15 protein-coding genes are annotated in these 11,237 nt (G+C 71.8%); 6 read left to right on the top strand and 9 right to left on the bottom strand.

Going from position 1 to position 11,237, the window contains the following annotated elements; genetic code table 11:
• From PLL68_RS09390 to PLL68_RS09380, 3 genes are all read right to left on the bottom strand, one after another.
• The coding region (locus PLL68_RS09390) for a VOC family protein (protein ID WP_324533504.1) at nucleotides 1–371 on the bottom strand (371 nt) is incomplete at its 3' end.
• A complete protein-coding gene (locus tag PLL68_RS09385) occupies nucleotides 368–1,381 on the bottom strand; it encodes an o-succinylbenzoate synthase (RefSeq protein WP_324533503.1) in 1,014 nt (337 codons plus the stop codon). The genes PLL68_RS09390 and PLL68_RS09385, both read right to left, overlap by 4 nt.
• A 33-nt stretch (nucleotides 1,382–1,414) precedes the next feature.
• Entirely contained in the window at nucleotides 1,415–2,341 is a 927-nt protein-coding gene (locus PLL68_RS09380; protein ID WP_324533502.1) for a hypothetical protein, read from the bottom strand.
• Between the two features lie 218 nt (nucleotides 2,342–2,559).
• On the opposite strand from PLL68_RS09380, the gene PLL68_RS09375 reads away from it, so the two are divergent.
• Nucleotides 2,560–3,501: a 1,4-dihydroxy-2-naphthoyl-CoA synthase gene (locus PLL68_RS09375; protein WP_324533501.1), complete on the top strand. Its 942-nt coding sequence runs from the start codon at nucleotides 2,560–2,562 to the stop codon at nucleotides 3,499–3,501.
• Nucleotides 3,502–3,559: 58 nt separating this feature from the next.
• On the opposite strand, the gene PLL68_RS09370 is transcribed toward PLL68_RS09375, so the two are convergent.
• From PLL68_RS09370 to PLL68_RS09360, 3 genes are read right to left on the bottom strand one after another with little or no spacing between them, the layout of a single operon-like run.
• A complete protein-coding gene (locus PLL68_RS09370; RefSeq protein ID WP_324533500.1) occupies nucleotides 3,560–4,219 on the bottom strand; it encodes a hypothetical protein in 660 nt (219 codons plus the stop codon).
• Nucleotides 4,198–5,073: an alpha/beta fold hydrolase gene (locus tag PLL68_RS09365; protein ID WP_324533499.1), complete on the bottom strand. Its 876-nt coding sequence runs from the start codon at nucleotides 5,071–5,073 to the stop codon at nucleotides 4,198–4,200. The genes PLL68_RS09370 and PLL68_RS09365 overlap by 22 nt, the downstream gene beginning before the upstream one ends.
• A 55-nt stretch (nucleotides 5,074–5,128) precedes the next feature.
• Nucleotides 5,129–5,578, bottom strand: a complete 450-nt coding sequence (locus PLL68_RS09360; protein ID WP_324533498.1) for a MarR family winged helix-turn-helix transcriptional regulator — start codon at nucleotides 5,576–5,578, stop codon at nucleotides 5,129–5,131.
• A 139-nt stretch (nucleotides 5,579–5,717) separates the two neighbouring features.
• Here PLL68_RS09360 and PLL68_RS09355 point away from each other — a divergent pair, with 139 nt between their 5' ends.
• Together PLL68_RS09355 and PLL68_RS09350 are read left to right on the top strand one after the other, a co-directional pair.
• Nucleotides 5,718–6,371 carry a maleylpyruvate isomerase family mycothiol-dependent enzyme gene (locus PLL68_RS09355; protein ID WP_324533497.1) on the top strand — a complete coding sequence of 218 codons (654 nt, stop codon included), beginning with the start codon at nucleotides 5,718–5,720 and terminating at the stop codon, nucleotides 6,369–6,371.
• 76 nt (nucleotides 6,372–6,447) lie between these two features.
• Nucleotides 6,448–7,179, top strand: coding sequence for a YwiC-like family protein (locus PLL68_RS09350; protein ID WP_324533496.1), 732 nt, complete (start codon nucleotides 6,448–6,450; stop codon nucleotides 7,177–7,179).
• 28 nt (nucleotides 7,180–7,207) lie between these two features.
• Here PLL68_RS09350 and PLL68_RS09345 read toward each other — a convergent pair whose 3' ends face one another.
• Entirely contained in the window at nucleotides 7,208–7,663 is a 456-nt protein-coding gene (locus tag PLL68_RS09345; protein ID WP_324533495.1) for a hypothetical protein, read from the bottom strand.
• A gap of 73 nt (nucleotides 7,664–7,736) precedes the next feature.
• Between PLL68_RS09345 and menE the strand changes: the two genes are divergently transcribed.
• Genes menE through PLL68_RS09330 form a run of 3 tightly spaced genes read left to right on the top strand, consistent with a single transcriptional unit; the run spans nucleotide 7,737 to nucleotide 10,088 of the window.
• A complete protein-coding gene (gene menE / locus PLL68_RS09340; RefSeq protein WP_324533494.1) occupies nucleotides 7,737–8,930 on the top strand; it encodes an o-succinylbenzoate--CoA ligase in 1,194 nt (397 codons plus the stop codon).
• Between the two features lie 7 nt (nucleotides 8,931–8,937).
• The gene (locus PLL68_RS09335) at nucleotides 8,938–9,192 is read left to right on the top strand and encodes a PLD nuclease N-terminal domain-containing protein (protein WP_324533493.1); all 255 of its coding nucleotides are present in this window, start codon (nucleotides 8,938–8,940) and stop codon (nucleotides 9,190–9,192) included.
• 8 nt (nucleotides 9,193–9,200) lie between these two features.
• Nucleotides 9,201–10,088 carry a 1,4-dihydroxy-2-naphthoate polyprenyltransferase gene (locus PLL68_RS09330; protein ID WP_324533492.1) on the top strand — a complete coding sequence of 296 codons (888 nt, stop codon included), beginning with the start codon at nucleotides 9,201–9,203 and terminating at the stop codon, nucleotides 10,086–10,088.
• A 30-nt stretch (nucleotides 10,089–10,118) separates the two neighbouring features.
• On the opposite strand, the gene PLL68_RS09325 is transcribed toward PLL68_RS09330, so the two are convergent.
• Nucleotides 10,119–10,421, bottom strand: a complete 303-nt coding sequence (locus tag PLL68_RS09325) for a DUF4229 domain-containing protein (protein WP_324533491.1) — start codon at nucleotides 10,419–10,421, stop codon at nucleotides 10,119–10,121.
• A gap of 6 nt (nucleotides 10,422–10,427) precedes the next feature.
• Nucleotides 10,428–11,237, bottom strand: an 810-nt coding sequence (ccsB, locus tag PLL68_RS09320) for a c-type cytochrome biogenesis protein CcsB (RefSeq protein ID WP_324533490.1), incomplete at its 5' end; no start/stop codon positions are given.

Here is an 11,237-nt window from a genome sequence, read left to right as displayed (position 1 = left end):
CGAACCTGCACCGAGTCCCCCTGCCAGGTCGTGAGGCAGAACACGAGCCCGCCCGGTGAACGCATGATGACCACGATCTCCGGATCGCCGAGCGTGCCGATTTCACGCGCACCCAACCGGGTGGCCTCGTCTGCGGCCGCGCGCACGTCGTCGACGTCGAGGTCGAGGTGGATGCCGCCCACCCCGTCCCCGACCGCCTGGAACTTCACCCAGGGGTCGCCGTCAGAGGGCACCAGGGTCGCGAACTCGCCGTGCTCGCCGCGTGGGGCCGACACCGACCATCCGGTGACCTGCGCCCAGTAGGCCCATGAGCGGTCGGCGAGCGGGCGTGGGGTGTCGAGGAAGGCCCACGTCCAGCGCACGTCGATCACGGCATGCCCCCGCCCTGCGGAGCAGCGGCCAGCACGGCGTGGCAGGCGGCGACCCGGTCGGCCCACCAGGTGACCCGCTCCGGTGGCGCAGCCCACCGGTCGAGCAGTGCCTCGCCGACGTCCACCCGCCCGGCCGTGAGTGACCCGTGGTCCGGCACGAGTGGGCTGGGTGTGACGTCTCCGGCGAGCAGGGCCACCGTGCCCAACCCGCAGGCGTGCTCGAGTGAGGGCAGCGCGGCGGCGAGCGCCACCCCGAAGGAGATGCCGACGCTGGTGTCCAACGCCGACGACACGACCGCCGGAAGGCCGCACTCCTGCACGATCGCCAGCGCCGAGCGCACACCCCCGAGTGGCGCGACCTTGACGACGATGAGGTCGGCAGCCTCGAGGTCACGGACTCGCAGCGGGTCCTCGGCCTTGCGGATCGACTCGTCGGCGGCGATCGGCACGTCGACACCGGCGCGCGCCAAGGCGATGCGCAGGTCACGCAACTCCTCGACGGTGGCGCACGGCTGTTCCACGTACTCGAGGTCGTATCGGGCCAGGGCGCTCAAGGCGGCCACGGCCTCGTCGACGCTCCACCCGCCGTTGGCGTCGATCCGCACCCGGCCCGCGGCGCCCATGGCGGCACGCACCTCGGCCACCCGCGCGACGTCGTCGGCCAGGCTCTGCCCGCGCTCGACGACCTTGACCTTGGCCGTCGTGCACCCGGGGAAGCGCGCGAGCACGCCGGCGACCTCCCCGGGCGCGACCGCTGGGACGGTCGCGTTGACCGAAACGGTCGTGCGGACGGCATCCGGCCAGGGGTGGTGGGCGCTCTCGATGGCGCAGGCGAGCCAGCGCGAGGCCTCGGCAGGCCCGTACTCGAGGAACGGCCCGAACTCACCCCACCCGTGCGGCCCGCGGATGAGCGCGACCTCGCGAGTGGTCACGCCACGAAAGCGCACCCGCATGGGGATGGCGACCACGCGCATCCCCGCCAGCAGGTCCGGAAGCGGTGGCAACGTCATGCTTCCCACCGTAAGCCGTGGCCGCGCGGCCGATCAGCCCGCCACCGGGGTTCGGGCTCGCAGCTGGAGCGCGATGTCCCGGAAGGTGATGAGCCGCTGGCGGAAGCTGCCGAGCAGCAGGTCGGGGCTGCCGAGGGGGATGACGTTCGGGCGCAGACCGCCGTAGAGCCAGTCGGCCTGGCCGTAGCTCGTCCCCACACCCGTCAGGGCGTGCGCGAAGGCTGCCCCTCGTTGACCGGGTGAGGTGAGCAGACCGGCGAGGTCCTGGATGACGCTGGCCCGCAGTGGCCGGTTCTGCCCCACGAGGTCGTTGCCCTTGGCCGCGGCCCACACGACGGCTCCAGCAGCGATGTCATCTCGGTCGCTGCGCAGCAGACCGGGTGCCGCAGCAACGGCCCGCACGAGCAATCGGCGGGCCGCGGTCAGGCCCTCGTCGCCCATCGCGAGCGACACCCAGGGGTCGATCCTCCCAGCGATGGCCTCGACCCGTGCATGGAGGTGTCGCGGCACGCCCGACAGGTCGAGCGGCTCGTCCGGAAGCGGTGTGGAGTCGAGTGCCAACAGCGCCTCCTCTCCCCCCACGATCGTCGCCAACCACGCCAACTGGCGCTCGTGCGGCGGCGGGGGCGGCGGCGCAGGAGGTGGTTGATGGCTGATGGGTCGCTGGTACAGCCCTCGCTGTTCGAGGTCGAGCACCGCGCACTCGTACCCGCTGCCCGCCACCGGGTGGCTCGTGACGTCGATGACCTGTGAGCCCACCAGCACCACGTTGGTCAAGGTCCCGAGGTCGGACCCACGCGGCTCGTCGTCGTACCGCGAAAGGCCGTACTCGTCGTACCGCCCGGTGTGCTCGTCGAATGGCTCGTCACCAATACCTCGAAACCCCAGGTCGCCGGGCCTGCGGCCCCACTCGTCGCCACCCCGGCGTGGGCCGAACCTCACCACGTTGTCGTTCGTCATGACTCCCCCGTTCCGCGCCCCCTGGCGCGCTCTTGACCTGATCGTGGCACGAGGGGCCGACATCGCCGATGGAGTTGTCCACAGGCCGCCGGGGCGCGGTCGTCTCGACGTCCCGGGCGACCCTGCTCACCTTCGACCGGAGGTTTCGCCGCTTCCGCGGCCTCGACGTGAGCCTCCTGCGTGGGTAGCCGTCACCGGGCGCGGCTAGCCTTGCCGCCGTGAGCGCGATCCCCGGAGTGAGCCAGACGTTCGACCCCGCTGCCTGGGCGGAGGTGCCCGGTTTCGAGGACCTCACCGACATCACCTACCACCGCGCGGTCGACCTGGGGTGTGTGCGCATCGCCTTCGACCGCCCCGAGGTGCTCAACGCCTTCCGCCCGCACACCGTCGACGAGCTCTACCGCGTGCTCGACCACGCCCGGCGCACCGCCGACGTCGGGGTCGTCCTGCTCACGGGCAACGGCCCGGGCCCCGACGGCACCGGCAGCGCCGGCAAGTGGGCCTTCTGCACCGGCGGCGACCAGCGCATCCGCGGCCGCTCCGGGTACCAGTACGCCGACGGCGCGACCGCGGACACCGTGGACGAGCGGCGGGCCAAGGCCGAGGGCGGTCGACTGCACATCCTCGAGGTACAGCGCCTCATCCGCACCATGCCCAAGGTCGTCATCGCGCTGGTCAACGGGTGGGCTGCCGGCGGCGGACACAGCCTGCACGTCGTCTGCGACCTCACCATCGCCTCGCGTGAGCACGCCCGCTTCAAGCAGACGGATGCCGACGTCGGCAGTTTCGATGGCGGCTACGGCAGTGCGTACCTCGCCAAGATGGTCGGGCAGAAGTTCGCCCGCGAGATCTTCTTCCTCGGGCGCACATACTCGGCGGACGACATGCACCGCATGGGCGCGGTGAACATCGTCGCCGACCACGCCGAGCTCGAGGCCGAGGCGCTGCAGGCAGCCCGCGAGATCATGGGCAAGAGCCCGCAGGCGCAGCGCATGCTGAAGTTCGCGTTCAACCTGCTCGACGACGGGCTCATGGGCCAGCAGGTCTTCGCCGGCGAGGCGACCCGCCTGGCCTACATGACCGACGAGGCCGTCGAGGGGCGCGACCAGTTCCTCGAGAAGCGCGACCCCGACTGGTCCCCCTTCCCCTGGTACTTCTAGGCACGTCCTGCCACTCGCGAGACGAGCCAGCCCACGACCCTGCCGTGACCACCTGCCGTCAGCGCAACGCCCCGTAGACCGCCCACGACGCCACCCCGCCGATGACGGCACCGAGCACGATCTGCCCCACCGAGTGCCGCCCATCCCGCCAGCGCGCCCACCCGATCGGCACGAGCAGCAGCGCCAGCGCAGCACCGACCCCGGGCTGCTCGACCAGCACCACGGCCACCGCCCCCGACGCCACGGCCAGGTGCATCGACGCCTTGGTCACCAACGTCACGACCGACATCGCCACCAGTCCGGCCGCCATAGACACGACGAGCACGACGACCTCGCGCGGCGCATCGGCCACGGCCAACACACCCAGGGCGAGCACCACACACACCAGCGCCATGACGAACAGCCACGGCCGCTGCGAGCGCCGCACCACCTGCCGGTCGTCCACCCGCCCGACCCGCAGCGCGCGAAACAGGATGCCGTAGGGCACCCCCACGACGAGAACGAGCGTCAGCGCCCACCACCCGAAGGCCTCGACCGCGCTGCTCGAGTGCCGCAGCGCGACGTACGCCATGACCGCGAGCACCACGTTCGCCGGCGTGAACACGCCCGCCACCACGCGGGCGAGCATCGACGGATGCCGTGCCGCGGCATCCAGCCTCGCGAGGTCGTCCGCGTCCCCCGTCCCTGCCGTGGGCCTCAGCGGTGGGCGTCCAGCCACGCGATCACGTCGTCGGTGACCTCGCCGCGGTTGGTCTCGTTGAAGATCTCGTGCCGCGCACCCTCGTACAGGCGCACCGTCACATCCGTCAGGCCGGCGTCGCGGTAGCGCTGCCCGAGCAGCTCCACGAGCTGACCGCCACCCGCGAGCGGGTCATCGACACCGGACGCGATCAGCACGGGCAGGCCCGGGCGGATCGCCGCGAGCGCCGAGGGGTCGGCGAGCGTCCCGGCAGCCCCGAAGAGCGCCGGGACCGTCGCCTCCGGAAGGTCGAAACCACACAGCGGATCCGCGACGTACGCGTCCACCTCGGCCTCGTCGCGCGATAGCCATTCGTAGCCGGTGCGCTGCTCGAAGCCGACGTTGAACGCCTCGAGGCCAGCCGGGGCATCGGGGCCCTGCGCACCGGCCGCCATGGCGGCGCCCAGCTCGGCGAGAGCCGTCGAGCCCGAGAGCACGACCCCGCAGTACTGGTCGGAATCGGTGAGGAGCACCGACTGGGCAGCGAACGACCCCATCGAGTGCGCGACGAGGAACAGCGGCAGCCCGGGGTGCGCTGCGGCCAGGCTGGCGCCGTAGGCGGCGACGTCAGCGACGAGCGCCTCGAACCCGGCATCCCCGAAGTCACCCGGCACCCCGGAGATCGACTTCCCGTGGCCGCGGTGGTCGGTGGCGTGGACGACGAAGCCCGCCACGTTGAGCGCCTGCGCGAGGCGGTCGTAGCGACCTGCGTGCTCGGCGAGCCCGTGGGCCACCTGGACGACCCCGACGGGCGCCTGCACGGCATCCCAGGTGTAGGTGGCGAGTGCGGTGCCGTCGACGGGGGACGCGAACGTGCCGAGGGAGAAGGTCATGCCGGCGATTATGGCAGGGCCGGCCGCAGCACGGCGAGGACACGACGGCCCACGATCACTGCGAGGGGTCGAGGTCCCGGTAGGGGTCGGTCACGACTCGCAGTCGTCCCATGATCGAGCGCAGCCGGTCCATGTCGCGTGCTCCGAGGTGTGCATGCCACTCGGCCTCGACCTCCGCGACCGCCCGGGCTGCGCACTCCCGGGCCACCCGGCCGCGGTCGGCGATCCGAACGAGCCTGGCCCGCGCATCGCTGGGGTCCGGCACCCGCTCGACGTACCCGGCATCCGCGAGCCGGTCGACGAGGAAGCCGGCCGTCTGCTTGGTGACCTGGGCCATCTCCGCTAGGTCGGTCAGACGGGTCCCCCCGTGCCCGATCCTCGCGAACACCCTCCCCTGCGCGAGGGTCACGTCGTCGAATCCGGCGAGGCGCAGGGCGGCGAGCACGCGCTCCTCCATCGCGCGATGGGCCACGAACATGAGCACCCCGACATTGGGGTCCGACAAAACCCGTCACCTCCGACGTGATGCGATCGATACCGGGCGGTAGGACGACAACCGAGGATGCCGTGCCTTGCCATCCGAATGTTCGTCAGACTATCGTACCAATATGGTTCGATAGTCTGACGGTATCGGAGACGAGCGCATGACCACCATCAGCAAGGACGAGAGCTGGCAGGCGATCGACGCAGTGCGCACCGAGGTCGCCGACCTGATCGACACCCTCACCCCCGACCAACGCCTGCAGCAGTCACTGTGCGGCGCCTGGACCATTCGTGACGTGGGCGCCCACCTGTCGATGGCCGCACTCGCGTCGACCACGTTCGCCCTCAAGAACGCTGTGCGGCAGGGATTTCGATTCGACGCCATCATCCGCGAAAGTACCCTGGCCTGGTCTCGCGGCCTGTCGGATGCCGAGGTGAGTGGCAGGCTGCGCACGATCGTCGGCAACCGCACGCTGGCACCGACGACGATGTGGCGCGACCCCCTGCTCGATGCCCTGGTGCACGCACAGGACATCGCTCGCCCGCTCGGAAAGAGCGTGACCCCTCACCCCGAGGCAGCGGCAACCGCCACCGACTGGGCCTGGGAGCGCACCTTCGGATTCCCGTTCTTCCCCGCACGCCGGTTGCGCGGTCTGCGCCTCGTCGCCACGGACACCGACTGGGCCCGCGGTTCAGGGAAAGAGGTCCACGGACCAGTCACCTCCCTGCTGCTCCTGTCGACCGGACGCCGAACGAGCTACGACGACCTCACCGGCCCCGGCGCCGACCGCGCCCGCGCCCTGGCAGGACGGTGACCCCCGCGTGGCCTCTCGCGTGACCTCTCGCTGACCCGGTGGCCGAGCGCCGCGCTCAGCGGCCTACCCTCGACGGGTGAGCCGCAGACGGTCGCCGGGGTGGGTCCCCAACCAGCACGGGGCCTGGGCGATGCTCGCCACCCCGCTCGCGGTCGGCATCCTCGCCAGCAGCCCGCGGTGGGTCCACCTGCCCCTGACTGCCTTCTGGTTCCTGGGCTACTTCGCGTTCTTCGCCGCCGGGCTGTGGCTCAAGGCACCGCCCCGGCGGCGCCCCCAGCTCGTGCCACCCCTGCGCACCTACGGCCTCACCTCCGCGGCATTCGGCGCCCTCACCCTCGTCCTCGACCCCGGCCTGATCCGCTGGGCTCCCCTGTTCGTCGCACCGCTCGCCGTCGCTCTCGTGGCCAGCGCCCGACGTGACGAGCGCAGCCTGGGCAGCGGCCTCGCGACGAGCATCGGCTCAGCCCTGATGGTGCTCGTCGCGTACGACGCCGGTGGCGGCGCCGACTGGCAGCGCGCCTGGCTCCTCACCGGCATCCTCGCCGCGTACTTCGCCGGCACGGTGCTCTACGTCAAGACGATGATCCGCGAACGGGGCGACGAACGCTTCCACTGGCTCTCGGCCCTGGCGCACGGCTCTGCGACCGTCGCGATGACGTGGGTGAGCCCGTGGCTGGTGCTCGTGTTCGCACTGCTGACGATCCGCGCGGCGGTCCTGCCCGCGTTCCGGGGCTCACCGAAGGCCGTCGGCATCGGCGAGATCATCGCGACCGTCGCGGTCGCCGTGACCGCCCTGCTCGTCACCTAGTCCGCACTGGCCGCGGCCCGGACCGGCCTCAGCCACTCCCGCCGAGGTCGACCGCATAGGCCTCGAACGTCAGGTCCGACCCGCGTTGCCGGTGCCGCACGAGTTGCTCGAGCAACCGGGTCGCTGCCTCCCGGTGGGCGACCACGGCGTCCGCGCCACGAACCCCGTCATCTCGCTCGGCGAGCAACCGCTCGACCTCGGCCAGCAGGGCTGCATGCTCGGCCAGCTGCTCCTCGACCTGGTGGTTCAGGCGCGGAGCAGCCGTGCGGATGTCGTCGTAGAACCCCCCGGCGGCCTCGGTGAGCTCGACGTGGTCGCGCAGGTCGTGGGCCAGCTCGGTCAGCGCGGCCCGCACCCGCCCCCGCCACGTCGGACCGAGCCCGGCCGGCAGGTCGAGCGCCCCTTGGAGGGCCACCATCGACTCACCGAGCTCGGCCCGTTGCTCCTGCACCGCTCGCAGGTACGCGGCATACGCTTCGTCCACGGTCCACCTCCTGGGCCCGATGGTCCAGACCCCATCATCCACCGGCGGCCCACGATTGGCGAGGGGAGCAGCGATGACCGGCCACCACCACGACGGCGCACCCGCCGTCGAAGCACTCGCAGTGCCTGCCGGGCCCGCCAGCCTCGACCTGCTGCCCCTGCTGGCTGAGGCCCTGGCCGGCGACCGGCCGGTCATGCCGCACGCCGCCTCCGGACCGGTCCCGCCGGTCCCCGACCACGACCCGACCTCGCTCCCCGAGGCGCTGGCGGTCGTCATCGGCACCTCCGGCTCCACGGGCTCCCCCAAGCGAGCGATGCTCACGGCACCGGCCCTGCGAGCCAGCGCCCGCGCCACCCACGCCACCCTCGGCGGCCCCGGCCAGTGGCTGCTCGCGATCCCGGCCCACCACATCGCCGGCCTCCAGGTGCTGGTGCGATCGCTGGATGCCGGGACGCCGCCCCTCGCGATGGACCTCACCGACGGCTTCCGGCCCCAGGCGTTCGTCGCAGCCACCGAACGGTTGGCCCCGGGCGCCCGCCGGTACACCAGTCTCGTGCCCACCCAGGTGGTCCGCCTGCTCGACCACCCCGGTGGCGCCGACGCCCTGCGAACGTTCGATGCCGTGCTCGTCGGTGGCGCCGCGATGCCGCCCCGGCTGCGCGCGAGAGCCGAGCGGGCCCGGGTGCACCTCGTCGCGACCTACGGCATGAGCGAGACCGCGGGCGGGTGCGTCTACGACGGCCGGGCCCTGCCCCGCACCGAGGTCGAGCTCGACGAGGAGGCTCGCATCCTGCTGGGCGGCCCGACGATCGCCCACGGCTACCTCGGCCTCCCCGACCTCACGCGCGAGACGTTCGGAACCGACGAGGACGGCATCCGGTGGTTCCGTACCGACGACGTCGGCCACGTCGACGACGACGGCACAGTGCACGTCGACGGCCGCGTCGACGACCTCATCATCACCGGTGGCCTCAAGGTCGCCCCGCGGTTGGTGGAGGAGGCGATCCTCGAGCACGTGCCCGGCATCCGCGAGGCCGTCGTCGTCGGCAGTCCCGACCACGAGTGGGGGGCTGTCGTGTCCGCTCTGGTCGTGCTCGCCCCGGACGCCGTCCACGACGTCACCGCCGCCGACCTGCGCGCCCACCTGCGCGGCATCCTGCCCGACCACGCCCTGCCACGACGGGCCCTGACCTCACCCGCGATCCCCACCCGGGGCCCCGGCAAGCCCGACCGCCGTGCGGTGGAGGCCATGTTCACCGTGGGATGATGGGGCAGTGCTGCGTTACCTGCCTGTCATCCTCAGCCTCGCGCTGACGGTCTACTGCGTGGTCGACGCCATCCAGACCCAGGACGGCGCCGCGCGCAACCTGCCCAAGATCGCCTGGCTGATCCTCATCCTGCTCTTCCCCGTCGTCGGCCCGGCCGCCTGGCTCATCGCCGGACGCCCCCGCACGGGGCCGCGCGGCCTGCCCCAACAGCGCCGCCCCCGCGGCCCGGACGACGACCCCGACTTCCTCAAGGACCTCTGAACACCCCCATGGCATCCCTGAACCAGTGGGTGGCTGGTGCACGCCCGCGCACCCTGCCCGCCGCCATCGCCCCCGTCATCCTCGGAACCGCTGCCGCGCACCTGCTCGGGCGCGCCGACCTGGCGCTGGCGATCCTCGCCCTCCTCGTCGCCCTCTCGCTCCAGGTCGGGGTGAACTACGCGAACGACTACTCCGACGGCATCCGGGGCACCGACGAGGCCCGGGTCGGCCCGGTGCGCCTTGTCGGCCAGCGCCTGGCGGCCCCGTCGAACGTCAAGGCCGCCGCGATGCTGAGCTTCGCCGCCGCGGCCATGGCCGGTCTGGCCCTCGTCGGCCTCAGCGAGGCGTGGATCATGCTGCCGCTCGGTGCCCTGTCGGTGCTGGCGGCGTGGCGCTACACCGGCGGCGACAACCCCTACGGCTACCGCGGCCTCGGTGAGGTCTACGTCTTCGTCTTCTTCGGTCTGATGGCCACGCTCGGCACGTTGTACACGCAGGCGGATGCCGTGTCCTGGTTCGGATTGATCGGCGCCATCGGCGTCGGTGCCCTGGCGTCCGCGATCCTCGTGGCCAACAACCTGCGCGACATCCCGACCGACATCGAGCACGGCAAGCGCACCCTCGCGGTGCGACTCGGTGACGCGCGAACGCGCACCCTGTACGTCGCGCTGTTCACGGCATCCGTGGTGGCGCTCGGCGCCATGGCGTGGTTCGAGCCGTGGGCGCTGCTCGGCCTGCTCGCCGTGCCGCTCGGGTTGAAGGCCGTGCGCACCGTGCGGGCCGGCACCACGGGGCGCGAGCTGATCCCGGTGCTCGCCGCCACGGGGCTCTACGAGGTGGCGTATGCCGTCCTCATCGCCCTCGGTGTCGTCATCGGCGTCGCGATCGCCACCTGACCCTCACCACCTGCTGCGGGGTCAGCCCGGTCAGCGGAAGGTGTCGTCCCCACGCGCGGCCTCGGCGTCCTCGGCGTCCTCATCGGTCGCGCCGGCCCCGGCAGCCGACTGCTTGGCCTGCTTGGTCTCGATGCGCTGCTCGATCTTCTGCGCGAGCTGTGCCGAGTACTCCTCCCGGAAGCGCCGCAACCCGAAGTACGAGATGACGGCCGACAGCAGGGCGGCACCGGCGACGAGCAGGAGCATGTTCTCCTGGCCGCGCAGCCCGAGCAGCCATAGCGCGGACAGCACGCCGAAGAAGACGAGCAGGCGCAGGACGGTGTACCGAAGCACGTCAGATCACAACCCGGAGTAGGAGTGCTGGCCGACGAAGAACACGTTGACCACGGCGAAGTTGATGATGATGCAGCCGTACCCGGCCAGCGCGATCCACACGGCGTTCTGGCGCTTCCACCCGGTCGTCGCGCGGGCGTGCAGGTACGCGGCGTAGACGACCCAGATGACGAAGCTCCAGACCTCCTTGGGGTCCCAGTTCCAGTACGAACCCCAGGCCTGCCGGGCCCAGATGGCCCCGGCGATGACGGTGAAGGTCCACAGCGGGAACGCCACGATGTGCACCGCGTAGGTCAACCGCTCCAGCGAACGCGCGTCGGGCAGCCGGTCCATGAAGCTGCGCTTGCGGCCGGGGGTCGACTCGAGCCGGTCCTGCACGAGGTAGAGGATGCCGAGCGAGAAGGCGATGGTGAACACGGCCACCGAGAAGGTCGCGACCGCGACGTGGATGGCGAGCCACACCGAGCGCAGCGACGGCATGAGCTCCGAGGCGTCGGTGTACCAGACGGTGATGGCCAGCCCGAGGTTGAGCAGCACGGGGGTGACGACGAACAGGCCGAGCCAGCGCAGGTCACGCCGGAACGCCCACGCGCAGTACGACACCAGCACGAACATCGCCCCGACGATCGCGAACTCGTACATGTTGCCCAGCGGCCACCGGTGCACCTCGAGCGCGCGCAGCACCACACCGGCGACGACGAGCACGGTGGCGAGCAGGGTGAGCATCCACCCGATGCCGGCCGCCTTGCGGGCTGCCAGTGGCTCGCTCTCGCGCCCACGGTCCGACGTCGTACCGGATGCCGTCCGCCCACCTCC

The organism is Ornithinibacter sp., from assembly GCF_035443565.1.
Classification (GTDB): domain Bacteria; phylum Actinomycetota; class Actinomycetes; order Actinomycetales; family Dermatophilaceae; genus Fodinibacter.
Note: the sequence above shows the minus strand (reverse complement) of the source record. Positions and strands in the feature narration are given on the sequence as shown.